The organism is Arthrobacter sp. 01T419, from assembly GCF_056398865.1.
On record NZ_JBFTQF010000005.1, the window covers coordinates 154,179 to 179,412 of the forward strand.

At 63.0% G+C, this 25,234-nt stretch carries 19 protein-coding genes; 15 read left to right on the forward strand and 4 right to left on the reverse strand.

Annotation, left to right across the window (positions count from 1 at the left end; all coding sequences use genetic code 11):
- The first annotated feature begins 67 nt into the window (after positions 1–67).
- The 3 genes from AC1DLO_RS09785 (at position 68) to rpsA (ending at position 3,992) form a co-directional block, all read left to right on the forward strand.
- Entirely contained in the window at positions 68–1,384 is a 1,317-nt protein-coding gene (locus tag AC1DLO_RS09785) for a GNAT family N-acetyltransferase (protein ID WP_476889855.1), read from the forward strand.
- 44 nt (positions 1,385–1,428) lie between these two features.
- Positions 1,429–2,349 carry a polysaccharide deacetylase family protein gene (locus AC1DLO_RS09790; RefSeq protein WP_476889854.1) on the forward strand — a complete coding sequence of 307 codons (921 nt, stop codon included), beginning with the start codon at positions 1,429–1,431 and terminating at the stop codon, positions 2,347–2,349.
- 167 nt (positions 2,350–2,516) lie between these two features.
- Complete coding sequence (rpsA, locus tag AC1DLO_RS09795; RefSeq protein ID WP_284752754.1) at positions 2,517–3,992, forward strand: 30S ribosomal protein S1; 1,476 nt, start codon at positions 2,517–2,519, stop codon at positions 3,990–3,992.
- 239 nt (positions 3,993–4,231) lie between these two features.
- Here the strand turns inward: rpsA and AC1DLO_RS09800 are convergent, their stop codons facing one another.
- Positions 4,232–4,921: an IMPACT family protein gene (locus AC1DLO_RS09800; RefSeq protein WP_476889853.1), complete on the reverse strand. Its 690-nt coding sequence runs from the start codon at positions 4,919–4,921 to the stop codon at positions 4,232–4,234.
- Between the two features lie 22 nt (positions 4,922–4,943).
- Between AC1DLO_RS09800 and coaE the strand changes: the two genes are divergently transcribed.
- From coaE to AC1DLO_RS09825, 5 genes are all read left to right on the forward strand, one after another.
- The gene (gene coaE, locus AC1DLO_RS09805) at positions 4,944–6,164 is read left to right on the forward strand and encodes a dephospho-CoA kinase (protein WP_476889852.1); all 1,221 of its coding nucleotides are present in this window, start codon (positions 4,944–4,946) and stop codon (positions 6,162–6,164) included.
- Positions 6,165–6,173: 9 nt separating this feature from the next.
- Complete coding sequence (locus AC1DLO_RS09810; protein ID WP_476889851.1) at positions 6,174–6,503, forward strand: hypothetical protein; 330 nt, start codon at positions 6,174–6,176, stop codon at positions 6,501–6,503.
- A 29-nt stretch (positions 6,504–6,532) separates the two neighbouring features.
- Positions 6,533–8,620 carry an excinuclease ABC subunit UvrB gene (gene uvrB, locus AC1DLO_RS09815; protein ID WP_476889850.1) on the forward strand — a complete coding sequence of 696 codons (2,088 nt, stop codon included), beginning with the start codon at positions 6,533–6,535 and terminating at the stop codon, positions 8,618–8,620.
- A 178-nt stretch (positions 8,621–8,798) separates the two neighbouring features.
- On the forward strand, positions 8,799–9,833 hold the full coding sequence (locus AC1DLO_RS09820; RefSeq protein ID WP_476889849.1) for a TerC family protein: 1,035 nt from the start codon (positions 8,799–8,801) through the stop codon (positions 9,831–9,833).
- 72 nt (positions 9,834–9,905) lie between these two features.
- A complete protein-coding gene (locus AC1DLO_RS09825) occupies positions 9,906–11,273 on the forward strand; it encodes an MFS transporter (protein WP_476889848.1) in 1,368 nt (455 codons plus the stop codon).
- A gap of 24 nt (positions 11,274–11,297) precedes the next feature.
- On the opposite strand, the gene AC1DLO_RS09830 is transcribed toward AC1DLO_RS09825, so the two are convergent.
- Genes AC1DLO_RS09830 through AC1DLO_RS09840 form a run of 3 tightly spaced genes read right to left on the reverse strand, consistent with a single transcriptional unit; the run spans position 11,298 to position 15,740 of the window.
- Entirely contained in the window at positions 11,298–12,650 is a 1,353-nt protein-coding gene (locus AC1DLO_RS09830) for an alpha/beta fold hydrolase (protein ID WP_476889847.1), read from the reverse strand.
- Positions 12,643–13,143, reverse strand: coding sequence for an N-acetyltransferase family protein (locus AC1DLO_RS09835; protein WP_476889846.1), 501 nt, complete (start codon positions 13,141–13,143; stop codon positions 12,643–12,645). Before AC1DLO_RS09835 ends, AC1DLO_RS09830 begins: the two co-directional genes overlap by 8 nt.
- 20 nt (positions 13,144–13,163) lie before the next feature.
- Positions 13,164–15,740, reverse strand: a complete 2,577-nt coding sequence (locus tag AC1DLO_RS09840; RefSeq protein ID WP_476889845.1) for a DEAD/DEAH box helicase — start codon at positions 15,738–15,740, stop codon at positions 13,164–13,166.
- A gap of 58 nt (positions 15,741–15,798) precedes the next feature.
- Here AC1DLO_RS09840 and AC1DLO_RS09845 point away from each other — a divergent pair, with 58 nt between their 5' ends.
- The 7 genes from AC1DLO_RS09845 (at position 15,799) to AC1DLO_RS09875 (ending at position 25,228) form a co-directional block, all read left to right on the forward strand.
- Positions 15,799–16,578: a trans-aconitate 2-methyltransferase gene (locus AC1DLO_RS09845; protein ID WP_476889844.1), complete on the forward strand. Its 780-nt coding sequence runs from the start codon at positions 15,799–15,801 to the stop codon at positions 16,576–16,578.
- A 139-nt stretch (positions 16,579–16,717) separates the two neighbouring features.
- A complete protein-coding gene (locus AC1DLO_RS09850) occupies positions 16,718–18,463 on the forward strand; it encodes an ABC transporter ATP-binding protein (RefSeq protein WP_476889843.1) in 1,746 nt (581 codons plus the stop codon).
- The gene (locus tag AC1DLO_RS09855; RefSeq protein ID WP_476889842.1) at positions 18,460–20,385 is read left to right on the forward strand and encodes an ABC transporter ATP-binding protein; all 1,926 of its coding nucleotides are present in this window, start codon (positions 18,460–18,462) and stop codon (positions 20,383–20,385) included. The genes AC1DLO_RS09850 and AC1DLO_RS09855 overlap by 4 nt, the downstream gene beginning before the upstream one ends.
- The gene (locus AC1DLO_RS09860; protein ID WP_184735381.1) at positions 20,382–20,762 is read left to right on the forward strand and encodes a GntR family transcriptional regulator; all 381 of its coding nucleotides are present in this window, start codon (positions 20,382–20,384) and stop codon (positions 20,760–20,762) included. Before AC1DLO_RS09855 ends, AC1DLO_RS09860 begins: the two co-directional genes overlap by 4 nt.
- A gap of 65 nt (positions 20,763–20,827) precedes the next feature.
- Complete coding sequence (gene uvrA / locus AC1DLO_RS09865; RefSeq protein WP_476889841.1) at positions 20,828–23,755, forward strand: excinuclease ABC subunit UvrA; 2,928 nt, start codon at positions 20,828–20,830, stop codon at positions 23,753–23,755.
- A 101-nt stretch (positions 23,756–23,856) separates the two neighbouring features.
- Positions 23,857–24,573, forward strand: a complete 717-nt coding sequence (locus AC1DLO_RS09870) for an HAD hydrolase-like protein (RefSeq protein ID WP_311770466.1) — start codon at positions 23,857–23,859, stop codon at positions 24,571–24,573.
- Complete coding sequence (locus AC1DLO_RS09875) at positions 24,560–25,228, forward strand: lysophospholipid acyltransferase family protein (RefSeq protein ID WP_184735377.1); 669 nt, start codon at positions 24,560–24,562, stop codon at positions 25,226–25,228. Before AC1DLO_RS09870 ends, AC1DLO_RS09875 begins: the two co-directional genes overlap by 14 nt.
- The last annotated feature ends 6 nt before the right edge of the window (positions 25,229–25,234 follow it).

A 25,234-nucleotide genomic window follows, 5' to 3' on the forward strand; every position in this document is an offset into this window, starting at 1 on the left:
CAGGCTTGCACGGGGCGCGCCGCCGATATGGTGGCGTGCCCCCATGCTGTCTGGCTAGGCTCGGGACGTGGCTGATCCCAAGGAAACAAACGAAAAATACAGTGTCAAGCGCTTTCGTTCCGTCGACAAGGAGAACCCGGACTACGGACAAGCACGTGATTGGCTCCAAGCCGTTGGCTTCGGATTCCACGACGAGCAACGAAGCGATGAGCTCATCGACAAGATTCTTGCGATGTACAAAGCGGACAACCGGGAGCTGACCGGCGTTTACGTCAACGACGCGCCACCGTTGCACGCGCTCAACCCTGGCTTTCCGGTGGCAACATTCGGAACGCTGGAAAACAAGCTGAATATTGGCTTTGGGCAAGAACTGCGGACGCGCCAGATCACCGCTGTCACCGTCCGCGGAACGCATCGGCGCCACGGCCTCCTGCGGAGGATGATGACCGCAGATCTGGCCGCGGCCAAGGATGATGGATTCGCCATGGCAGCCCTGACGGCTTCCGAGGCATCCATTTACGGTCGCTTTGGGTTTGGTGTCGCAACCTTTGAGCGGAGCATCAAGGTGGACACCGGTCCAAAGTTCCGCGTCCGTCACGAACCCGTGGGCCGGGTGGAAATCGCGGACCCCCGGGTCCTCCTTGAACTGGCGCCCGAGGTTTTCGAACGCGTTCACCACCGGACACCGGGGTCCATCGTGCGGCAGGACGCCTACCGCCATCACGTGTCCGGGGCCATGAAACGTGACGGCAGCGAGGACAAGGCCATCAAATGTGCGCTCCACTACGCACCGGACGGCACCATTGACGGCTATGTGTCCTACAAGTTCGCCGGCTGGGACACGAAGCCATACACCGTGGAAATCGTGGACCTTGTGGCCGCGACGGACTCCGGGTACCTGGAACTGTGGCAATTCCTGGGAAGCATTGATCTCGTAGAGCAGGTCTCCTGGGCTGACGCGCCGGTGGAAGACCCCCTGGCATGGGCGCTCGTGGACGGGCGCTGCGTCACGTCGTCCGACTACCGGGACATGTTGTGGTTGCGCGTCCTCGATGTCCCCGCAGCCTTGTCAGCCCGCCGCTACGGCGCCGATGGCCGTTTGGTGCTGGAGATCCGCGATGCGCTCGGTTTTGCGGAAGGCATTTGGGAATTGGCGTCCGACGGCGGCGTCGTCACCGTCAGCGACGCCCGCAGTGGGAGCCAAGGCCTGAGCCCGGACGTGAGCATGGACGTCACGGATCTGGGGTCTGTCTATTTGGGTGCCGTCAGTCCTGTAACCTTGGCTTCGGCAGGCCGGATCCGCGAGTACGCGCCGGGCGCAACATTGGCTGCCCAGCAGATGTTCGCCGTCGAACGCCCAGCCCACTGCCTGACGCATTTCTAGGCAAAAAACCTCACCCGCCTGATCGACAACAGAAGAAGGATTCCATGGGGGAATTCCCAGCTGGTGGTAACCCCGCCGGCCCATCGGCCTTGCCCGGCCGGCGGTCATTGTTGCTGGCTGCAGCCGGTCTAACGGCGGCCGGGCTGGCTGCCTGCGCCCAACAACCCGATGCCACACCAGCTCCCCGTCCGGACCAGGCTTCAACACCGGTCGTGGAGCCCGCCGGCCACCATCCGGTCGTGCCCGAAACGCGGCCGGTTCCGCCGTCGAAGTCGCAGATCGTAGCCGAATTCTCCGGACGCAAGCCCGTTGAATGGGGGCTCGGAGTCGCTGGCGTGGTCACGAAGACGGCCTCCACTCATGCGGTCTTGACTTTTGATGCTTGTGGTGGCCCCGGGGGAACGGAATGCGATCACCGCCTGCTCAAGACGCTGCGGAGGCTCAACGTTCCCGCCACGTTGTTCGTGAACGGACGCTGGATCAAAGCCAACCCCGGACTGGCCGCCGAACTCGCGGCCGACCCTTTGTTCGAGTTGGCCAACCACGGCTTCCGGCACCAACCACTGTCCGTCAGCGGGCGTTCCGCCTACGGCATCGCGGGCACGTCCAACGTGGGTGAGGTGTACGACGAAATCATGGGCAACCAGAACGTCATGGAGCAGCTTTTCGGTAAAGCCCCCCGCTTCTTCCGGGCAGGGACGGCCTACTATGACGACGTCGCCGCGGCGATCACCCACGCCGTCGGACTGGTGCCGGTGAACTTCACTGTGAACGGCGACGGCGGTGCGACCTTCCCCGCGCCGGTCGTCGCTTCGGAGGTGGGCAAGATAGGAGCAGGACAGATCGTGATCTCACACTTCAATCAACCTGCCGGCGGCACCGCGGAGGGCTATGAACGTGCTTTGCCACGCTTAGTGGACCGAGGCGTGACGTTCGCGCGGCTCGGTGACACGCTGCCGCTTTGACCCTCCTTGAGGCGAACGACTAGAATAAACGGGCGCGTACTACGTGCGCGTAAATTTACAATCCACAATTCAGGATGACCCGGCGTTTTGCCGTGTCCTGCGGACCGGGAACGGAAAGCGGGCGGTTTGCCTGACCGATACTCTATCCACAACGGAGCCCCTACTACATGACCATCACCTCCACCGAGAAGCCAGGTACCCCCGTAGTCGCGATCAACGACATCGGTACCGCTGAGGACTTCCTCGCAGCTGTCGACGCCACCATCAAATACTTCAACGACGGAGACCTCGTCGAAGGTATTGTCGTCAAGGTCGACCGCGACGAAGTTCTGCTCGACATCGGTTACAAGACCGAAGGTGTCATCCCTTCCCGCGAGCTTTCCATCAAGCACGATGTTGACCCCGGGGACGTCGTCTCCGTTGGCGATCAGGTCGAAGCCCTGGTGCTCACCAAGGAAGACAAAGAAGGCCGTCTGATCCTCTCCAAGAAGCGTGCTCAGTACGAGCGTGCCTGGGGCGACATCGAGAAGGTCAAGGAAGAAGACGGTGTTGTCACCGGTACCGTCATCGAGGTTGTCAAGGGTGGCCTTATCCTCGACATCGGTCTGCGCGGCTTCCTGCCCGCGTCCCTCGTCGAGATGCGCCGCGTCCGCGACCTCGCTCCGTACATCGGTCAGCAGATCGAAGCCAAGATCATCGAGCTGGACAAGAACCGCAACAACGTTGTTCTTTCCCGCCGTGCATGGCTCGAGCAGACCCAGTCCGAGGTCCGCTCCACGTTCCTTAACAAGCTGGAAAAGGGCCAGGTTCGCCCCGGCGTCGTTTCCTCCATCGTCAACTTCGGTGCATTCGTGGACCTGGGCGGCGTAGATGGTCTGGTTCACGTTTCCGAGCTGTCCTGGAAGCACATCGACCACCCGTCCGAGGTTGTCGAGGTTGGCCAGGAAGTCACCGTCGAGGTTCTCGAAGTGGATCTGGACCGCGAGCGCGTGTCCCTGTCCCTCAAGGCCACGCAGGAAGACCCGTGGCAGACCTTCGCCCGCACCCACGCCCTCGGCCAGGTTGTTCCGGGTAAGGTCACCAAGCTGGTTCCGTTCGGTGCGTTCGTTCGCGTTGAGGACGGCATCGAGGGTCTGGTTCACATCTCCGAGCTGGCTGTCCGCCACGTTGAGCTTGCTGAGCAGGTCGTCTCCGTTGGCGACGAGCTCTTCGTCAAGGTCATCGACATCGACCTCGAGCGTCGCCGCATCTCCCTCTCCCTCAAGCAGGCTAACGAGGGCGTTGACGCTGACAGCACCGAGTTCGACCCGGCTCTGTACGGTATGGCCGCTGAGTACGACGAAGAGGGCAACTACAAGTACCCCGAGGGCTTCGACCCCGAGTCGAACGAATGGCTCGAGGGCTACGAGACGCAGCGCGCCGCTTGGGAGCAGCAGTACGCTGACGCCCAGGCACGTTGGGAAGCTCACAAGAAGCAGGTTTCCCAGCACGCTGCTGACGACGCCGCTGCTGCCGCTTCCGGCGAGAGCGACTCCGGCACCACCAGCTACTCATCCGAGCCGGCTGCTGCCGAGTCCAACGCGGGCACGCTGGCATCCGACGAGGCCCTCGCCGCTCTGCGCGAGAAGCTGACCGGCAACTAATTGCCACTGGCCCGGGTTTCCGGGCTGGAATGAAAGCGGCTCCTGCGATTCATTTACGAATCGCAGGAGCCGCTTTTTCTTTAACTCCAGAGTCCCCGGCGCCCACGTTCCGAGGGGACATGTCCAGTTTCTTGCCAGGTCTCCGTGGGACATGCGCATCCTTGGCAGCGAGGACTGGGCATATACCTGTTATGTCCAGTGGTGAGACCCAGGGGAGGGCATGTCCCGCGGATGTGGGTTCAACCCGGGACGTCGACCCATTCCGTTCCCTGCAATTGGAGTCCCGATGCGCCGCCGGTCATGGCTGCCAGCCGTTCGCCGGCGTCGGCGATCGATGTTGCATCGTCAGGCAAGGCCAGGCGCAGCACGGTCTCGGTGGGCTCGTAGCTTGTTTCAGCCATGACGTAGCCCGCGGAGCGCAGATCGTTCTCCAGCCTCCCGGCAGCGCGGTGGGCCACAGCGACGGCGCAAATCCGCAGGCGTCGCCGCTGAACCAGGGGAGCGGAGTCAAGCGCAGCCGAGACTGACTCGGAATAGGCCCGGACCAGCCCACCGGCGCCCAGGAGGATCCCGCCGAAATAGCGCACGACGACGGCACTGACATCGCTGAGGTCGGTCACCCCGGGCCGTGTTTCCCGTTTGATGAGCGCCTCGAGCATGGGGACGCCGGCTGTTCCGGAGGGCTCGCCGTCGTCGTTGGAACGCTGGACGACGCGATCCGGTCCGAGGACAAAAGCGGAGCAATGGTGCCGGGCATCATGGAATTCCTTCCGGAGCTCTGCCACCAAGGCACGCGCGGCGTCTTCGTTGGAAGCGCGGCGCAGCACGGTGATGAAGCGCGAACGCTTGATCTCGAGCTCGTGGCGGAAATCGTCACCCAGCGCCAACGTTGTATACACCGTCGCCCGGCTTTCGTCCTGATCTGCCACCGACCCAGTCTAGTGTGGAGGGGTGTTGAAGATTGGACTTACAGGCGGCATCGCCTCCGGCAAATCACTCGTATCTGCCCGGCTCAGGGAGTTGGGCGCCGTCTTGATCGACGCCGATGCGCTGGCCCGGGAGGTCGTTGAGCCGGGTACCCCCGGACTTGCCCGCGTCGTGGCTGAGTTTGGTGAGGACATCCTCGACGCCGACGGGCGCCTTGACCGGGCACGACTCGGTGCGATTGTGTTCGCTCAGCCGGATCGCCGCGAGGCGCTCAACGCGATCATCCATCCACTGGTCAGGGAACGGGCCGGCGAGCTGCTCGCCATGGCAAAAACCGGGGACGTCGTGGTGCAAGACATTCCGCTGCTGGTCGAAACCGGGCAGGGCATCAACTTCCATTTGGTGCTGGTGGTGGATGCGCCGGATGAGGAGCGCCTCCGGCGCATGACGGAGATCCGTGGCATGACAGTCGAGGACGCAGTGTCGCGGATGGCCGCCCAAGCCAGCAGGGACGAACGGCTGGTTGCAGCCGACATCGTGGTGGACAACTCCGGAAGCGTCGAAGACGTCACGGCGCTCGTGGACATCTTGTGGCAAGGGCGCTTGGTGCCGTTTGCCCGAAATCTTGCAGCGGGTCGTCCGGCACCGCGATCCGGCGGCCCGGTATTGTCCGACCCGGACTCGAGCTGGCCGCTGCAGGCTGAAAGGCTTCTTGCCAGGATCCAGAAAGCATCTCCGGAAGTGCTGGGCGCGGACCACATCGGGTCAACCGCTGTACCCGGGCTTCCCGCCAAAGACATCCTCGATCTGCAAATCACCGTGCCCTCGCTGGAAGCGGCAGACCGGATAGCTCCCGCTCTGGGCGAGGCCGGTTTCCCGTTGCGGGAGGCTTCCGCTCGTGACACGCCCAAGCCGCCGGACTTGGATCCCTCGGCCTGGCAAAAACGCTTCCATTGCAACGCGGACCCCGGACGGGCCGTCAACATCCATGTGAGGGTCCTCGGAAGCCCGGGTTGGCGCTACGCGTTGTTGTTCCGGGATTGGCTCCGTGCAAACCCCGTTGCCGTGAAGATGTATGCGGACCTGAAACAGCGGCTCGCCGAGGTGCACGCCGGCGACCCCCGGACGCTGGGGTACGCGGAGGCCAAGGAGCCGTGGTTTACCGAGGTAGCCTGGCCGCTCATGGATGCCTGGGCCGAGAGCAGCGGGTGGCGGCCGCCGTCGTACTCCGTAGCCCAAGGCTAGGTGGCATGAATGACCGCCAGGCGAAGAATCACCCCGCATCTTGAGGGGGAGCGGCTCGGCGCAGTCCGCGCGTTGGCGTGGGCCGGTGTCGCCTTCATGGCCGGGGCCGCGCTGTTGTGGTTCCTTGCCGGTGGCCGTGAGGAATTCGTTGCCGGATCTCAAGCACCGACCTGGCGGGTTCTCGTACCAGCAACCGCATTCTGGCTGGCGTGGACTGCCTGGCTTGTGGCCGGGGTGTGGTTCGCCATCAAGATGTTCCGCTCCGTCATTGGGCGCCTGGATGACAGTTGGATGCGGCCCGGCGACGATGCCGCGCCAGGAGGGAAACGCGGACAGTAGCTGTCCGCGGGCGGGGGTACATTGGATGCATGAGCCTTGCCCAGGAGATCAACCGTGTTGTCGCGCCCTTTGAGGTCATCAGCGAATTCCAACCCGCAGGTGACCAGCCGACCGCTATCGCGGAACTGACCGAACGCATCAACAATGGCGAAAAAGACGTCGTGCTGCTTGGCGCTACCGGCACTGGCAAGAGCGCCACCACTGCCTGGCTGATCGAACAGGTCCAGCGGCCCACGCTGGTGATGGTCCAGAACAAGACCCTCGCTGCCCAGCTCGCCAACGAATTCCGGGAACTTCTGCCCAACAATGCTGTCGAGTACTTCGTTTCTTACTACGACTACTACCAGCCCGAAGCCTACGTTCCCCAGACGGACACCTTCATCGAAAAGGACTCCTCCGTGAACGAGGAAGTCGAGCGCCTGCGACACTCGGCCACCAACGCGCTGCTGACCCGCCGGGACGTCGTCGTCGTGGCCACGGTGTCCTGCATCTACGGCCTCGGTACCCCGGAGGAATACATCGCCGGGATGGTCACGCTCACCAAGGGCGCCGAGATGAACCGGGATCATCTCCTGCGCAAATTCGTCTCGATGCAATACACCCGCAACGACATGGACTTCCACCGCGGCACTTTCCGTGTCCGCGGGGACACCGTGGAAATCATTCCCATGTACGAAGAGCTCGCCCTGCGCATCGAGTTCTTCGGAGACGAAATCGAGAATATCTACACCCTGCATCCGGTGACCGGCGACGTCATCCGCGAAGAAACCGAGATGTACATCTTCCCGGCTTCGCACTATGTCGCCGGCCCGGAGCGCATGTCCCGCGCCATCACCGCGATCGAAGAAGAACTCGCGGAGCGGCTTAAGGTGCTGGAAGGCCAGAACAAACTGGTGGAAGCCCAGCGGTTGCGCATGCGCACCACGTATGACCTCGAGATGATGCAGCAAATGGGATTCTGCAACGGGATCGAGAACTATTCACGCCACATCGACGGGCGCGGTTCCGGCACCGCTCCGCACTGCCTCATCGACTACTTCCCGGACGACTTCCTGCTGGTCATTGACGAATCCCACGTCACCGTCCCGCAGATCGGCGCCATGTACGAGGGTGACATGTCCCGCAAGCGCACCCTCGTGGACCACGGCTTCCGCCTTCCGTCCGCCATGGACAACAGGCCGCTCAAGTGGGACGAATTCCTGGAGCGCGTCGGCCAGACTGTCTATCTCTCCGCCACCCCCGGCAAGTACGAGCTCGGCAAGGCGGACGGTTTCGTCCAGCAGATCATTCGCCCCACCGGCCTGATCGACCCCGAAGTCATCGTGAAGCCGACCAAGGGTCAGATTGACGACCTCCTCGGCGAGATCCGGACCCGGGTGGAGCGCGACGAACGCGTGCTGGTCACCACCCTCACCAAGCGCATGGCCGAGGACCTCACCGACTACCTGCTGGGCCATGGGGTCAAGGTTCAATACCTGCACTCCGACGTCGACACCCTTCGGCGCGTTGAACTGCTCCGCGAACTCCGCATGGGCAGCTTCGACGTCCTGGTGGGCATCAACCTGCTCCGTGAGGGCCTCGACTTGCCTGAAGTGTCACTTGTCAGCATCCTCGACGCCGACAAGGAAGGTTTCCTGCGTTCGGCCACGTCCCTGATCCAGACCATCGGCCGCGCCGCCCGAAACGTCTCGGGCCAGGTCCACATGTATGCCGACCGGATCACCGACTCGATGGCCAAGGCCATCGAGGAAACCAACCGCCGCCGCGAAATCCAAGTCAAGTACAACTCCGACAACGGTGTGGATCCGCAGCCGCTGCGCAAGAAGATCGCTGACATTACCGATCAGCTCGCCCGCGAAGACGCCGATACCCGTGAGCTGTTGGCAGCGGCCGGAAAGGGTGGCCGGACCGGCAAGGGCAAGGGGGGCACCAAGGTCCGGCACGATGGCCTGGCTGCGGCCCCGGCCGAAGACCTGGTGGGATTGATCGAACAGTTGACCGAGCAGATGCACGCTGCTGCCGCCGAACTGCAGTTTGAGATCGCCGCGAGGATCCGTGACGAGGTCGGTGACCTCAAGCGTGAACTCCGCCAAATGCAATCCGCCGGGCACGCTTAGGGTAAAGTTGGGCCTACGTAGGGGAGTATCCCAAGCGCTAAGTCCGTCAACACGCAAGGCACAGATGCCTCGCCGGGCCTAGCGGATCGCCGTTGAGCGTTGTTTGCCGTTGGGCATGGAGACGCAGGCAGGTCGGAGAGACTTACGCCGTTTTGGCGTACCTGCGAAAGGCCTATTGATGGAACTCCCCGTCTGGTTTGAGGTCGGCTCATTTGTCGTTCTCGGAATAATCCTGCTTGTTGACCTCCTGTTGGTGATCAAGCGCCCACATGAACCTTCCATGAAGGAAGCGGGTCTCTGGGTCGCCTTCTACGTCACCCTCGCCTTGGTGTTCGCCGGAGCGATGTTCGCTTTTTCCGGCCCGGAGCATGGCAGCCAATTCATCGCCGGCTGGGTCACTGAATACAGCTTGAGTATCGACAACCTCTTCGTTTTCATCATCATCATGGCGCGCTTCTCGGTGCCCCGTAAGTACCAGCAGGAAGTGCTGATGGTGGGCATCATCATTGCGTTGGTCCTGCGCGGGATATTCATTGCCCTTGGTGCTGTGGTGATCGAACAGTTCAGCTGGGTCTTCTACGTCTTCGGTGCGTTCTTGTTGTGGACGGCGTGGAAGCAGGCCACGGACGACGGTGAAGACGAGGAAGATACGTCCGAGAACCCGCTCATTGCCCGCATCCGCAAGGTTGTGCCGATGTCCGAAAAGTTTGACGGCGGCAAGCTGCGCACCACGGTTGACGGCAAGAAGCTCTTCACCCCGATGCTGATAGTGTTCGTGACCATTGGCATGACGGACCTCCTGTTCGCCGTGGATTCCATTCCGGCCATCTTCGGGTTGACCCAGAGCGCGTTTATCGTCTTCACTGCCAACATCTTCGCCCTCATGGGCCTGCGCCAGCTGTACTTCCTGCTCGGCGGCCTCATGAGCCGCTTGATCTACCTCAAGCACGCACTGTCGGTGATCCTTGCTTTCATCGGCGTCAAGCTGGTCCTGCACGCCATGCACGTCAACGAACTGCCCTTCATCAACGGCGGCCAGCACATCGAATGGGCTCCGGAGATCCCCACTTACGTGTCCTTGGCAGTCATCATCGGCACCATCGTGGTGGCGGTTGTTGCGAGCCTCCTGAGCCCCGCGGCCACCAAGTCGAAGCTGGACGCACGGCTCGAGGAGGACTCCCGCAAGAGCATGAACAACGTCTCCGGCCACTAACAACTGTGGAACGCCTCGGAACCCGGTCACAGGCGTGGCCGGGTTCCGCTTTGGCGAGGATATGCTCGTGAAATGGCGTTGACTTCCCCTAAAACACTCGAGACTGCAGCAGTGCAGCGACGCACCGTCCGATTGCTCAGCACGGCACAGTTGCTGAGTGGTGTGGGCAACGGGGCTACGTTGTCGATCGGATCGCTGCTTGCTGTCCAGCTCAGTGGATCGAGTGCTTGGGCGGGGTCTGTCACCACCGTGCTCACGCTCGCCGGAGCGGTCTCCGCTTTGCCACTTGCCGGCCTTGCCCAGCGCAGGGGGCGTCGCGTCGGATTAGTTACCGGCCTCCTGGCCGCGATGCTCGGAGCGATTTCCATCATCGTGTCGGCGGCTACCGGGGTTTTCGCGGTGCTCCTCCTTGGTGCCGCCCTCCTCGGACTTGGCACGGCGTCGAACCTCCAGGCGCGATTCGCCGCCGTCGATCTCGCTGCGCCGGAACACCGCGGACGCTCGCTTGCCACCGTGGTCTGGGCGATCACCATCGGCGCAGTGGCGGGTCCGAACCTCATCCAGCCGGGCGCCGTCGTCGGAGAGGCTTTGGGCCTGCCGGCGATCGCCGGGCCATTCGTTTTTTCCGTTGCCGGATTGCTGCTGGCGGCGGTGCTGCTGATGATCGGACTGCGCCCCGACCCCTTGTTGCTGGCCCGGCGGGTGGCCGAAGGCACGCACGACGACGGTGGACGCGCTGGTGCGCACGCTGGAGTGAGAGGGCCCCGGCGTCGTCCGCTGATGGTGGGATTCCGGGCGGTGCGGTCGTCTCCGCAGGCGATGTTGGCCTTGACGTCCGTCATTGCAGCGCACGGAATCATGGTCGCAGTCATGTCGATGACGCCACTGCATTTGCAGGAGCTCGTTTCAGGCGGGACGGCTGGAGACCATATGGGGCACGACGGCGGCCATGCGATGGGTACCGACGCCTTGGTGATCATCGGATTCACTATTTCGATGCACATCGCGGGGATGTTCGCCTTGTCTCCGGTGATGGGGTGGCTGACGGACCGGGTAGGCAGGACCCAGACGATCGTGCTTGGCTTCTTGCTGCTGGCGGTGGCCGTCGCCGTAGCAGGCTTCGGCCAGCAGGACCCGGTGTTGGTGACCGTTGGGCTGGTCGTGCTCGGTCTTGGATGGTCGGCCGCAACGATTTCAGGGTCAACCCTCTTGGCAGAGAGCGTCGAGCAGTCGCAACGCGTCATGGTCCAAGGAGTCTCGGACACATTCATGGGAGCGGCCGGTGCCCTCGGCGGAGGCCTCTCGGGATTCGTGCTGAGTTGGGTGGGGTACCAAGGGCTCAATATGGCTTCAGGCGTCCTCGCGATGGCCGTGCTGGCGACTGCAGCGGTCGCTCTGGCGAAGCTTCCGGCCAGCAGGCTGAATCGTCCTGTGAACTGAACAGCCTGCTGATGCGGAAATACCTCAGCCCTTGCCGCGGGCCATTGCCAAGAGACGGTTGAAGATTCCTTCTCCGTCTTCGCCGATACCATCGTGATGAAAGTCCTCGGTGGTCCAGGCCTGCAGTCCGCGCACAGCCGCGGCGGTTTCCATGGATAGCTGGAAGTCCACATAGATGTCGTTGCGATACACCGCAGCCGCCACCGGCACGGCGTTCGCTTTCAGCTGGGCCACATCGTAGAGGGGTTTCCAGTCCCGTTTGCCGGCCAACAGGGCGGCCACTTCCTGCAGGGGTACCAGGGCCGGGTCTTGTTCGAAGTACCAGGGGTAGACCATTTCGCCCGTAAGGAGCGGCTCGGCGGCGTCGGGCTGGAACTCCGGGAACTCCGCGAGCACGCGCCATGCCGCCCAGTCCGTGGCTTGCTCTTGGCCGTAGATGGCCTCGTGCAGGACCGCGTACAGGGGATTCGATGCCCGGGATACGAGGCCATGGATCTGCTCGAGGAAGGCGTCAGAAAGGCGCTCTCCATCTGCGGAGGGTACAAAGGCGTCCTCCAGGAGTGTGTGCAGGGCATCCACGCGGGTGTTCCCACCCAAGAACGATCCCACCATTTGGAAGCGTTCCGCGGTCAGGCGTTCTCCGCTGGGCAGGCGCTCCTTCGTGGCGTTCAGATGCCGCGCGATCCGGGTCACCACCTCGCGGTCCTCCGGATACCAGGCGAAGTACTCCGCGTTCCGTGCCGCAACCCGTTGGAAGGTGGCCCGGTAGACCCGCTCGGCAGGCCCTTCCAACGGCGCAAGCCCTCCGGTGATGAGTACTTCGCTCAGACCTTCCGGCGCGAAGGACAGGTATGTCAGCGCGCAGAAACCGCCGAAACTCTGGCCAAGGACGGTCCACGGCTCCGAGCCCAGGGCTTTCCGGATAAGTTCGGCGTCGGCCACGATCGAGTCCGCCCGGAAATGCGTGAGGTAGTCCGCTTGGGCCGCCGCATCGCCTCGGAGAGGCAACGTATTGCGGTCCGCCGGCGTGGACAATCCGGTACCCCGTTGATCCAGCATCAGGATGCGGAAGCTTCTTGCGGCAGCCTTCATCCAGCCGGACAAGGACGTGGTCCGCGTTCCGCGTCCGCCCGGTCCGCCTTGGAGGTAAAGCAACCACGGCAGCCGGGCAGCGTCCTCGGCCGAGTGCTCGGCGGAGACGAACTCCCGGGCGAAGACGGTGATCGTCTCGGCGGGGCCGCCGCCGGTGTCCGTCGCAAGCGCGGAAGGCCAGTGGTTGAGGGGCACCCTGAAGTAGTGCTCGGTGGTCCGGACTCCCCGGAATTCATGGCGTGCCCGGATCGTGTGTGCAGCCTGCCCAACCGTCCGCTCAGCCACGCGTCAGGACCTTGTCATCGCTGCCAAAGGCACCCAAAGCTTCGCCCGTGAGCCTGAACGTGGACCAGCCGTCCATGGGAATGGCGCCCAGGCTGCGGTAGAAGTTAATGGACGGCTCGTTCCAGTCCAGGACGCTCCATTCCACCCTTGCGTAACCGCGTTCGACGGCGGTGGCGGCCAAATGCTGCAGGAGAGCCTTGCCGTGGCCCTCGCCCCGCGCATCCGGTGTGACGTAAAGGTCTTCAAGGTAAATGCCGTGGACACCTTCCCACGTGGAGTAGTTCAGGAACCACAAGGCGAAACCTTGGACGTCCCCGGCCGCGTTTTCCGCCATGTGCGCGTACACCCGCGGATTTTCACCGAACAGGGCGGCTGTCAGCATTTCCGGCGTGTTCTTCACGGCGTCGGGCTCTTTTTCGTAGACCGCAAGCTCGTGGATCATCTGCAGGATCGCTGGGACATCGGACACGGTGGCAGGGCGGATAACACTCATGATTCGAGCTTACTAGGAGCCTAGAGGCGGTTGACCGCGGTCACCCTGACCACGGCGGTGCCGCTCTCGTCGGAGGCTTCCAGATCCACTTCGGCCGAAATGCCCCAGTCATGGTTGCGGGCAGGGTCATCGAAGATCTGCCGCACACGCCAGATGCCGGGTTCCTCAGTGATCATGAGGAGCCCCGGACCGCGGGCATCCGGGCCGGTCCCGATGTCGTCGTGCTCGTCGAAATAGTCATCCAGGGCGTCTTCCCAACGTTCCGCATCCCAGCCGCTGCCGGCGTCGAGCTCGCCCAAGGCGGCGGCGTCCTCGTCCGCGAACAGCTCAACGCGCCGGAACATTTCGTTGCGGACCATGACCCGGAAGGCTCGGATGTTGGACGTGAGCGACGGCGGCGGGGGAGGCGGGGCGTCGTGCGGCGTCAGAGCCGCTCCGGAGGTGAGCTCTTCCCACTCGTCGAGCAGGCTGGAGTCGACTTGGCGGACCAGTTCGCCCAGCCAGGCGATAAGGTCCTCGAGGTCTTCGCGGAGCGAGTCCTGGGGGACCGTCTGACGCAGGGCCTTGAAACCATCGGCCAAATACCGCAGCACGATGCCCTCGGAGCGGGCCAGCCCATAGAACTGGACGAACTCGCCGAAATTCATGGCGCGCTCATACATGTCCCGGACCACCGACTTCGGGGCGAGTTCGAAGTCGCCCACCCACGGAGCGGCCTTGCGGTAGACCTCGAAAGCTTCGCCCAGGATCTCCGCGAGGGGCTGCGGGTAGCTGACCTCTTCGAGCATCGCCATGCGCTGGTCGTAGTCAATGCCATCGGCCTTCATCGCTGCGACGGCCTCGCCGCGTGCCTTCTTCTGCTGCGCAGACAGGATCTGCCGGGGTTTCTCGAGGGTTGCTTCGATCACGGACACAACGTCCAAAGCGTACGACGGCGACTCCGGGTCCAAAAGCTCCAGCGCCGCAAGCGCAAACGGTGAGAGCGGCTGGTTCAAGGCGAAGTTGGCTTGCAGGTGAACGGTCAGCCGGACGGAACGGCCTTCTTTCTCCTGCTCGGCTTCGGGAATGCGTTCCACCACTCCGGCGGCCAGCAGCTCGCGGTAGATACCCAGGGCTTTCTTCATGAGCTGCAGTTGTGCGGGCCGTGCCTCGTGGTTTTCGGTGAGGAGGCGGCGGGTAGCGACGAAGGGGTCGCCAGGACGCTCCAGCAAGTTGAGCAGCATCGCATGTGTCACAGTGAAACTCGACGTCAACGGATCCGGCACGGACTCCACCAAACGCGTGAAGGTGGGTTGCCCCCAGGAGACGAAGCCCTCCGGCGGCTTCTTTCGCACCACTTGCCGCAGCTTCTTCTGGTCGTCACCGAACTTTGCGGTGGCCTTGGCCATCGCCTTCGCGTTCTCCACTACGTGTTCAGGAGCCTGCACCACAACCGTTCCGGCAGTGTCATACCCTGCCCGGCCCGCGCGGCCGGCGATCTGATGGAACTCGCGGGAGTTCAGCAAACGGGTCCGGACGCCGTCGTACTTACTCAGGGCCGTCAAGAGGACGGTGCGGATAGGTACGTTGATTCCGACGCCGAGAGTGTCGGTGCCGCAGATGACCTTCAGGAGCCCTGCCTGTGCCAATTGCTCCACGAGGCGGCGGTACTTGGGCAGCATGCCAGCGTGATGGACGCCGATGCCGTGGCGGACCAGCCTGTTAAGGGTCTTGCCGAAGCCGGCCGCGAACCTGAAGCCGGCAATCAGCTCGGCAATCTTGTCCTTCTCCTCGCGGGTGCACATGTTGATGCTCATGAGGTTCTGGGCGCGTTCGATGGCCTCGACCTGGCTGAAATGGACCACGTACACGGGAACTTGCTTGGTGCTCAGGAGTTCCTCGAGGGTTTCGTGGACCGGAGTTTCCTGGAAGTAGTAGTGCAGTGGGATAGGGCGCTCGGCTGAGCTGACAGTGGTGGTGGACCGGCCGGTGAGTTCGGTCAGGCCGGTTTCGAAGCGGCTGACGTCTCCCAGAGTGGCTGACATCAGGAGGAATTGGGCCTGGGGGAGTTCCAGGAGGGGCACCTGCCAAGCCCAACCGCGCTGGGGATCGGAGTAGAAATGGAACTCGTCCATGATGACCGTGCCAAGCTCGGCTTCCTTGCCTTCGCGCAGGGCGATGTTGGCGAGGATTTCGGCGGTGCAGCAGATAATGGGCGCGTCCTGGTTGACCCCCGAGTCGCCGGTGATCATGCCGACATTCTCCGCTCCGAAGATCTCGCAGAGGGCGAAGAACTTCTCGGAGACCAAGGCCTTAATGGGGGCCGTGTAGTAGCTGCGCATCCTCCTGGACATGGCCTCGAAGTGCGCCGCGATGGCTACCAGGGATTTTCCGGAGCCGGTGGGGGTCGCCAGGATCACGTTGGAGCCGGACGCGAGTTCCATGATCGCTTCATCCTGCGCAGGGTAGAGCTGAAGCCCGCGGCTCTCCGTCCATTCAACGAAGCGTGTGTAGATTTCGTCCGGGTCAACGTGTCCGCTGCCCGATCCGGCGTCGGAGGTTCCAGCGTTGGAGGTTCCAGCGTTGGAGGTTCCGGGGAGCTGCTCAAGAAGTTTCATTGCCTTCCAGCTTAGTGTGGAGAGGAAGAGACCACGGAGACAGACGATGGAGACAGCAGTGAAATGGGATCCAGCCAAGTACGTCGAGTTCGGAAATCACCGCGACCGTCCGTTCTTTGACCTGACCTCGCGGATCCTGGCCGAGGATCCGCGGCACGTCGTGGATCTGGGCTGCGGTCCAGGGAACCTCACGGCGACCCTCACGACTCGCTGGCCTGGTGCCGCCGTTGTCGGGCTGGACTCTTCTCCGGAGATGCTGGCCAAGGCCGGACGCCTCGCGGGCACCCAACCGGGTCTTTCGTTCGCCTACACGGACATCGCCGAGTGGACACCGAAAGCGGACACCGACGTCGTGGTCAGCAACGCAGCCCTGCAGTGGGTGCCCGGGCACCTGGCAATGCTCGCCGGGTGGCTGGAAGCGCTGAAACCCGGCGCATGGTTCGCGCTCCAGGCCCCAGGAAACTTCGCCGCGCCGTCCCACGCGCTCATGCGGGAGCTAGCCGGTTCGCCTGAGTGGTCCGGGAGGTTGTCCGGCGTGCTGCGCCACGACGACGCCGTCGGGGAACCGGCCGACTACCTGCGGGTCATGCTCGACGACGTTTGCGACGCCGACGCCTGGGAAACCACCTACCAGCAACTTCTGCCAGGGCCCGACCCCGTGCTGCACTGGGTACGAGGGACCGGCCTCCGTCCCGTCCTCGCGGCCCTTCCCGACGACGAAGCGGCCGTTTTTGAAAGCCAGTACGCAGCCATGCTGCGCGAGGCCTACCCGACAGACCGGCACGGGACCGTGTTTCCGTTCCGCAGGATTTTCGCGGTGGCCCGAAAACGTGGCTGAGCAGGCCCGATTCCTGCGGACTCCGGAAGTGCTGGAATTGCAACGATTCCCAGTGTGATCTGAACTACAATGGCAAGGCGATCGTGGGGCGGCATCCGGTGGAATCCGCCGCTCTTTGAGACCAACGATTGGAGGGGACGTGCTGGCATCCTTGCTGCTGCAGCGCCTAGCCCCCTACAAGGTCCACGTCGTGGCGATAGTTCTCCTGCAGCTGGTCCAGACCGGAGCCACCCTTCTCCTTCCCACGTTCAACGCCAAGATCGTCGACGACGGCCTTGTCGCCGGGAACAGCGAAGTCATCCTTCGCCTCGGTGCCTGGATGCTGGTGCTCACCGTCGTCCAGGTGCTTGCCGCCGTGCTGGCTGGCTACTTTGGTGCCATCGTCGCCATGAAGATCGGCAGAGGGCTGAGGGAAGACCTTTTCGACAAGATCCATTCCCTGCCCGACCAGGACGTAGCGGCCTTCGGGCCCGCCAGCCTGGTGGTGCGGACTACGAATGATGTCCTGCAACTGCAGAACATCACGGTGCTTGTGTTCAGCATGCTGGTGGCGGCGCCGGTCATGGGCATCGGCGGCGTCATTCTGGCAGTCGAACAGGATGTGGCCTTGTCGTGGATCGTCTTCGCCATCATTCCCGTGCTGTTGATCATCATGCTCTTGATCGTCCGCAAGCTTGTCCCGCTGTACCGCGAGGGCCAGGGTTTGGTGGACCGGATCAACAGCGTGCTCCGCGAACAGATCCTCGGGACCGCAGTCATCCGGGCCTTTGTCCGCCAACCGTTTGAGATGAAGCGGTTCGAGGCCGCAAATGATGCCCTGACGAACAACAATCTCCGTTCCGCCCGAATTGTCGCCGGTATGCTTCCGCTCGTCATGATCGTCGTCAACCTCTCCTCGGCGGGAGTGGTCTGGCTCGGTGGCCACCGCATCATCGCCGGCGACATGCAGCTGGGCGCGCTCACGGCATTCATTGCCTACATCATGCAGATCCTCCTCGCGATCATGATGGCAATGTACGTGTTGAGCACAGCCCCCCGCGCGGCAGTCAGTGCTGAACGCGTCACCGAAGTACTCAACACTGAATCGGAGCTGGTCCTGCCGGGAAGCGTTGCCGGCGGGACGGCCCTGGATATTGCGCCGACGGCGGGCTTGCGCTTCAATAACGTGTCCTTCGCCTATCCGGGAGCCGAGGCGCCAGTGTTGGAAGGGATCACTTTCGAAGCGGCACCAGGGACCACGACGGCGGTGATCGGGTCCACTGGAAGCGGCAAGTCAACCATCGTCAGCCTTGTGCCGAGGCTGCTCGAGGCAAGCGGCGGAAGCATCTCCCTCGATGGCCAGGACATCGCTGCACTTCCCCTCGCCACCTTGCGCAGTCAGCTTGCCGTCGTGCCCCAAGAGACCTGGCTGTTCCGCGGAACCATCGCCGAGAACCTACGGCTTGCGCTGCCTTCCGCGACAGATTCCCAATTGTGGCATGCCCTCGAGACGGCCCAGGCGGCAGATTTCGTGGCCGAACTGCCGCACGGGCTGGACACTACGTTGTCCCAAGGGGGTGCCGGTCTTTCCGGCGGTCAGCGGCAGCGCTTGTGCATTGCCCGCGCAATGCTGCGCCGCGCATCGGTCTATTTATTTGACGACAGCTTTTCCGCCCTGGACACGGTGACCGAGGCGCGGCTCCGGGCCGCGCTTGAACGGGAACTACGGGAGGCAACAGTCATCATCGTCGCCCAAAGGGTCAACACCGTGGTGTCGGCCGACCAGATCCTCCTCATCGACGAGGGCCGCCTGGTGGCAAAAGGAACCCATGACCAACTCCTTGAGTCCTCGGAGACATACCGGGAGATCGTGGCGTCCCAGCTGGAAACGGAAGAAGCCGCGTGAGTAGCGGCAGTGCGCACCTCGCCGCCAAAGGGAGACCACCGCGGTCCCTGGTCCGCCTCGCGGGCTTGTTGAAGCCCGCCAGGGGAGTCATGACCGCAGCGATTCTGTGCATCTGCGGTTTTGCCACACTCAATGTCGCTGCCCCCAAGATACTGGGCGACGCAACCGACGTCATCGCGGCCGCCGTCTTCGGCGCTCAGTTCAACACCGAACGCTTCGTCTTGCTGCTGCTCGTTGCCGCATCCATGTACGCGGTTGCCTCGCTGCTCAACTGGGTTCAAGGCCGGCTCAACGCCCTCGCCGTGCAGCGGCTCGCACACGACCTTCGGGAAGAGGTGGAAGCGAAATTGCATCGGCTCCCCGTGGCCTACTACGACGGCCGGTCCCGGGGCGACGTCCTGAGTCGTGCCACCAACGACCTCGACAATGTGTCACAAACGCTCAACCAGCTTCTTTCCCAGCTCTTGACCTCAACATTGATGGTCATCGGTTCCCTGGGCATGATGCTGCTGCTTTCACCTTTGCTTGCCCTCGTGTCCCTGTTGGCTGTTCCAGTGTCGGCTCTGGCCTCGGTTGTGGTGACCCGACGCTCACAGAAGCACTTTGTCCGGCAGTGGGAGGCTACGGGAGACGTCAACTCCCTGGTGGAGGAGACAGCGACCGGTCACGAGACCATCAAACTCTTCGGCGCGCAGGCAGCGATGGCGGTCCGCTTCGCTGCCCATAACGACGGACTGTATTCCGCGAGTTCCAAGGCGCAGTTCGCATCCGGTCTGCTGATGCCGCTCATGGCCTTCGTCTCCAACGCCAGCTACGTGGGGGTTGCGATTGTGGGTGCACTCCAGTTCCTTGCTGGCGCGATGAGCATCGGCGGCATCCAGGCGTTCATTCAATTCAACCGGCTGTTCAGCCAGCCGTTGGGCCAGATCGGCGGTATGGCCCAGATCCTCCAATCATGCGCAGTTTCCGCCGCCAGGGTCTTCGAGCTGTTGGACGCGCCGGAATTGTCGACGGAGACCGGAACAGGCGCGGGCGCCGACACCGGTTCGCTTGCTGGATCCAACGGGCGGCCCGACGAGCAATTCGCAGCCGGCTTCGATGCGCAGTCTGATCTCCCTGCTGGAAGGGTTTCCTTTGAACACATTGCATTCAGCTATCGTGCCGATGCGCCCCTGATCGAGGATCTGTCATTCCATGTGGAGCCGGGACAAACGGTGGCCATCGTGGGACACACGGGTGCCGGCAAGACCACACTGATCAGCCTCCTCATGCGTTTCCATGAACTCCGATCCGGAAAGATCACCATTGACGGCGTGGACATTGCGGGCATGCGACGCGATGCCCTCCGCCGCAACTTCGGCGTGGTTCTTCAGGATCCATGGATATTCACGGGCACCATCAGGGAGAACATCGAATACGGGCGCCCAGGCGCGAGCGACGCGGACATCGTGGCCGCCGCCGAGGCAAGCTACGTGGACCACTTTGTGCGCTCGCTGCCGAACGGGTACTCCACCATGCTCACCAACGGAGGGGAACCGCTGAGCCAAGGGCAAAGGCAATTGCTGAGCATCGCCCGTGCGCGGCTCTCGGGCCGCTCGATTTTGATCCTGGACGAAGCCACCAGCTCCGTGGATACCCGCACGGAAGTCCTCATCCGCCAGGCGATGCACAGATTGCGGAGCAACAAGACGTCTTTCGTCATCGCGCATCGCTTGTCCACCATCCGCGACGCTGATCTAATTCTCGTCATGGACCACGGACGGATCGTTGAACACGGCACCCATCATTCGCTGCTGGAGCTTGGCGGGCACTACGCCCGCCTGCACGACGCTCAGTTTGCCATCGGAAACGGCGAGTTGGCCGCCGCCCCAGCGCGGACCGCCAAGCACCGCGCCGAGCAAAGGGAGAGGGAAGCCTCGTGAGCGGTTCCATAGAGTTCCCCGGTTCGTGGCGACCCAAGCAGTCGAGCACGGTGGCCTTGTATGAGCAGCTTCGGCTCCGCATCATCGAGTTGGCTGATGCCGGCGCACTCCCTGTCGGGACCAAACTCCCGGCAGTGCGCAGCCTGGCCGGTGAGCTGGATGTCGCCCCCCACACGGTTGCCCGTGCGTATAAGGAACTTGAAGCGGCCGGAGTGGTGGCAACCCGTGGCCGAAACGGAACGGTGGTGTGCGCCCGGGACGACCGCTGGAGCGCCTTGGCAGCCGTCGCGGCGAATTACTCGGCCGCGGCCAAGGCCCAGGGCGCCAGTTTCGCCGAGGCCGTGCAGCTTCTGGCTGCCGCCTACGACGCGGATTGATACCCGTCAGTAGGCTGCGCGGGGCCACATGGAAATTCGAAGAAGTTTTCGATTAGCATTAGTGGGTGCCTAAAGCCTTAGCTGAAGTCCCCGCCGTCGAATCCCTCGCAAGCGTTTCCGCGCAGCAGCCTGCCATGCCCATAAGACATGACCTGTCCCGGCTCGTGGTCAAGGGAGCGCGTGAACACAACCTCCGCAACGTGGACCTCGACCTTCCCCGTGATGCCATGATCGTCTTCACAGGCTTGTCAGGTTCGGGCAAGTCGTCCTTGGCCTTCGACACCATCTTTGCCGAGGGGCAGCGCCGGTACGTGGAATCATTGTCGGCTTATGCCCGCCAGTTCCTGGGCCAGGTGGATAAGCCGGATGTCGACTTCATCGAGGGCCTTTCCCCGGCGGTGTCCATCGATCAGAAGTCCACCAGCAAGAACCCGCGTTCCACCGTGGGCACCATCACCGAGATCTACGACTACATGCGTCTCCTGTGGGCGCGTGTCGGCAGGCCGCATTGCCCCGTGTGCCATGAGCCGATCACGCGCCAGACGCCGCAGCAGATCGTCGACCAGCTGCTGGAACTCGAGTCCGGCACGCGATTCCAGATTCTTGCCCCCGTGGTCCGCGGGCGCAAGGGCGAATTCGTGGAGCTTTTCAAGGAGCTCACCGCCAAGGGCTACTCCCGCGCGCGGGTGGACGGCGAACTCGTCCAGCTGAGCGATCCACCCAAGCTCGGCAAACAATTCAAGCACTCCATCGAAGTAGTGGTGGACCGGTTGGTGGTCAAGGAAGGGATCAGCCAACGGCTGACCGACTCGATCGAAACCGCGCTCCGACTTGCCGAAGGCCGTGTGCTGGTTGAGTTCGTGGAGCTCGACGCCGAAGACCCCGCACGGATCCGGGCGTTTTCGGAGAACCTTGCCTGCCCCAACGAGCACCCACTGGCTATCGACGAAATCGAGCCCCGCTCCTTCTCCTTCAATAACCCCTTCGGCGCATGCGCGGCCTGCAGCGGCATCGGCACCAAGCTGGAAGTCGATGAGGAACTCGTGGTGCCCAACCCTGAGCTTTCCCTGGGCCAGGGAGCCATAGCGCCGTGGTCGTTGGGTACAGCAACCACGGAGTACTGGAACCGGCTCTTGGAGGGCCTCGCCTTGGAGCTCGATTTCTCCATGGACACCCCTTGGGAGAAGCTGTCCCAGGAAGTTCGGCAAACGGTGCTGCACGGTAAGGACCACAAGGTGGTCGTCCAGTACCGCAACAGGTTCGGCCGAGAGCGCAAGTACAGCACCGGCTTCGAAGGTGCCATCCAGTACGTTCACCGCAAGCACGGTGAAACGGATTCCGATTGGGCGCGCGACCGCTACGAAGAGTACATGCGCCAGGTTCCTTGCCCCGCATGCAACGGTGCCCGGCTTAACCCCGCGTCGCTCTCCGTGCTGATCAACGGCAAGTCCATCGCAGAGGTATCGGCCCTTCCGATGCGTGATTGCGCTGACTTCCTCGGTAGCCTCACGCTCACTGACCGCGAGGCACAAATTGCCCATCAGGTTCTCAAGGAGATCCAGGCCCGCCTGACCTTCCTTCTCGACGTCGGGCTTGAGTACCTGAATCTCGAACGGCCGTCCGGAACCCTGTCCGGCGGTGAAGCCCAGCGCATTCGACTCGCCACGCAGATCGGCTCTGGCCTGGTGGGTGTCCTGTATGTCCTGGATGAGCCGTCCATCGGGCTGCACCAGAAGGACAATCGCCGCCTCATCGAGACCTTGACCCGTTTGCGCGACCTCGGCAATACGCTGATTGTTGTAGAGCACGACGAAGACACCATTCACGAGGCCGACTGGGTGGTGGACATCGGACCCGGCGCAGGCGAACACGGTGGCCAGGTGGTGCACTCGGGTTCCTACAAGGAACTCCTTGAAAACACGAACTCGCTCACGGGCGACTACCTGTCCGGGCGACGGAAGATCGACATCCCGCCCAAGCGACGCAAGTATGACAAGAAGCGTGAGCTCAAGGTTGTCGGCGCACGCGAAAACAACCTGAACAACGTTGACGCCACGTTCCCACTGGGTCTTTTCACAGCCGTGACCGGCGTCAGTGGCTCAGGCAAGTCCACCCTGGTGAACGAGATCCTCTACAAGGTTCTTGCCAACAAGCTCAACGGAGCCAAGCAGGTTGCAGGCCGGCATCGCTCGGTAGTGGGCCTGGAGCACCTCGACAAGGTGGTCCACGTCGACCAGAGCCCCATCGGCCGGACGCCGCGTTCCAACCCCGCCACGTACACGGGCGTCTTCGATAACATCCGGAAGCTCTTCGCTGAGACAACCGAAGCCAAAGTGCGCGGTTACCAGCCGGGCCGCTTCTCGTTCAACGTCAAGGGCGGCCGCTGTGAGGCCTGCTCCGGTGACGGCACGCTGAAGATCGAGATGAACTTCCTCCCGGATGTCTACGTCCCGTGCGAAGTGTGCCATGGTGCCCGCTACAACCGGGAGACCCTCGAAGTCCACTACAAGGGCAAAACCATTGCGGACGTCCTCAACATGCCCATCGAGGAAGGCGCCGAGTTCTTTGCGGCGTTCACGCCCATTGCCCGGCACCTGAACACCCTCGTCGACGTCGGTCTCGGCTACGTCCGGCTTGGTCAACCGGCCACCACCCTTTCCGGCGGCGAGGCGCAGCGCGTGAAGCTGGCCTCGGAGCTCCAGAAGCGGTCGAACGGTCGCAGCGTCTACGTCTTGGACGAGCCCACTACCGGCCTGCACTTCGAGGACATCCGCAAATTGCTCATGGTGTTGCAGGGCCTGGTGGACAAGGGCAACACGGTCATCACCATTGAACACAACCTTGACGTCATCAAGTCCGCCGACTGGATCGTGGACCTTGGGCCCAACGGTGGTTCGGGCGGTGGACGCATCGTGGCGACCGGTACGCCCGAACAGGTCGCCAAGTCCACGGAAAGCCACACCGCTACCTTCCTGGCAGAGATTCTGGGTTAGGTGCGGTGGCTCCCGCCAGGGAATATTTCGGCAGCGGCCGGAGTATTCCCTGGCCGGCATGTGAGTTTCAGGCATGCCTCAACTCGTGAGAAACTAACCCGGTGACTCAAACAATGGTGCCCGTAATCTTTGATCTGGACGGCACCCTTGTCGATCCTGCAGGTGGCATAACCGGTGGTATCGCCGCGGCCCTGCGCGAATTTGGCCTCCCCGTCCCGGAGCAGCCCGTTCTTGACTCCATGGTTGGACCCAAGCTCAGCGATTCCCTTGAGCACATTGCCGGGGTTCCCGCGGGGAGAGTGGACGAAGTCATCGGGCGCTACCGCAGCTACTACCGTTCTGTGGGAATCGCTCAAAGCCGGCTCTATCCCGGTATCCGTGAGCTCCTGGAGTTCTTCGCGGAGTCGCGGCGCCCGGTCGCTGTGGCCACGCAGAAACCCCAGGGCCTGGCGCGCGTCGTGTTGGCGCATCACGGTATTGCCGATTTCTTTGCTTCCATCTGCGGAGCCTCGGATGATGAATCAAGGGCCGCCAACATAGCCCCCGGCAAGGTGGAAATCGTTGGTGCGGCGCTGGCCACGTTGCATTCGCAGCCGGCGGTGATGGTGGGGGACCGCCACCAGGATGTTGCCGGTGCCATGGCCAATGGACTCGACTGCATCGGTGTGAGTTGGGGATTTGCGCCCGACGGCGAGCTTCAGGAAGCGGGAGCCGTCGCCGTCGTGGATTCCACTGCGCAGCTGCTGAAGAAGATCGAAGAACTTGACGCCGTCCGCGCGGCGGCCCTGAGCGAGGTGCAGAACGATGGAAGCCTTTGATGTCATCCGGTGGACCACGCGCGGACTGATTTCCAGCACCTGCCGTCCAACGGTCATTGGGCTGGAGAACGTGCCCAAGGAAGGGCCCTTCATTGTGGCCCCGAACCATTTGTCTTTTCTGGACAGCGTGATTGTCCAAGCACTGATGCCCCGCCCGGTGGGCTTCTTTGCCAAAGCCGAGTACTTCACGACCAAAGGCTTCAAAGGCCGGGCCATGAAGGCGTTCTTCCAGGCGGTTGGATCCATTCCGGTAGAGCGCGGAGAGCAGGCCGCCAGCGTGCAGGCGCTCAAGACCCTCTTGGACATTCTGGAGAACGGGAGGGGCATCGGGATCTATCCGGAGGGAACCCGTTCGCGTGACGGCTTGCTCTACCGTGGGCGTACCGGGGTCGGCTGGCTTGCGCTCACCACGGGCGCGCCCGTGGTGCCGGTGGGCCTGATTGGCACGGACAAACTGCAGCCTGTGGACCGTAACACTGTCCGTCCGCAACACTTCACCATGAAGGTGGGCGAGCCGCTGTATTTCGAGAAGACAGGACCGGACCATTCGCTACCTGCCCGCCGTGAAGTGACAGACAAGATCATGGATGCCATTGCGGCATTGAGCGGCCAGGAACGTTCCACCAGCTACAACCAGAGCAAGTCCGCGGAGTAGCTCTGG

Excerpts from the sequence above, each read along its gene's own strand:
- AC1DLO_RS09835 (WP_476889846.1), bottom strand. The coding sequence starts at position 13,143 with ATGAGTGTTATCCGCCCTGCCACCGTGTCCGATGTCCCAGCGATCCTG.
- AC1DLO_RS09825 (WP_476889848.1), top strand. The coding sequence starts at position 9,906 with ATGGCGTTGACTTCCCCTAAAACACTCGAGACTGCAGCAGTGCAGCGA.
- AC1DLO_RS09875 (WP_184735377.1), top strand. The coding sequence starts at position 24,560 with ATGGAAGCCTTTGATGTCATCCGGTGGACCACGCGCGGACTGATTTCC.
- AC1DLO_RS09790 (WP_476889854.1), top strand. The coding sequence starts at position 1,429 with ATGGGGGAATTCCCAGCTGGTGGTAACCCCGCCGGCCCATCGGCCTTG.
- uvrB (WP_476889850.1), top strand. The coding sequence starts at position 6,533 with ATGAGCCTTGCCCAGGAGATCAACCGTGTTGTCGCGCCCTTTGAGGTC.
- AC1DLO_RS09820 (WP_476889849.1), top strand. The coding sequence starts at position 8,799 with ATGGAACTCCCCGTCTGGTTTGAGGTCGGCTCATTTGTCGTTCTCGGA.
- rpsA (WP_284752754.1), top strand. The coding sequence starts at position 2,517 with ATGACCATCACCTCCACCGAGAAGCCAGGTACCCCCGTAGTCGCGATC.
- AC1DLO_RS09810 (WP_476889851.1), top strand. The coding sequence starts at position 6,174 with ATGACCGCCAGGCGAAGAATCACCCCGCATCTTGAGGGGGAGCGGCTC.
- AC1DLO_RS09840 (WP_476889845.1), bottom strand. The coding sequence starts at position 15,740 with ATGAAACTTCTTGAGCAGCTCCCCGGAACCTCCAACGCTGGAACCTCC.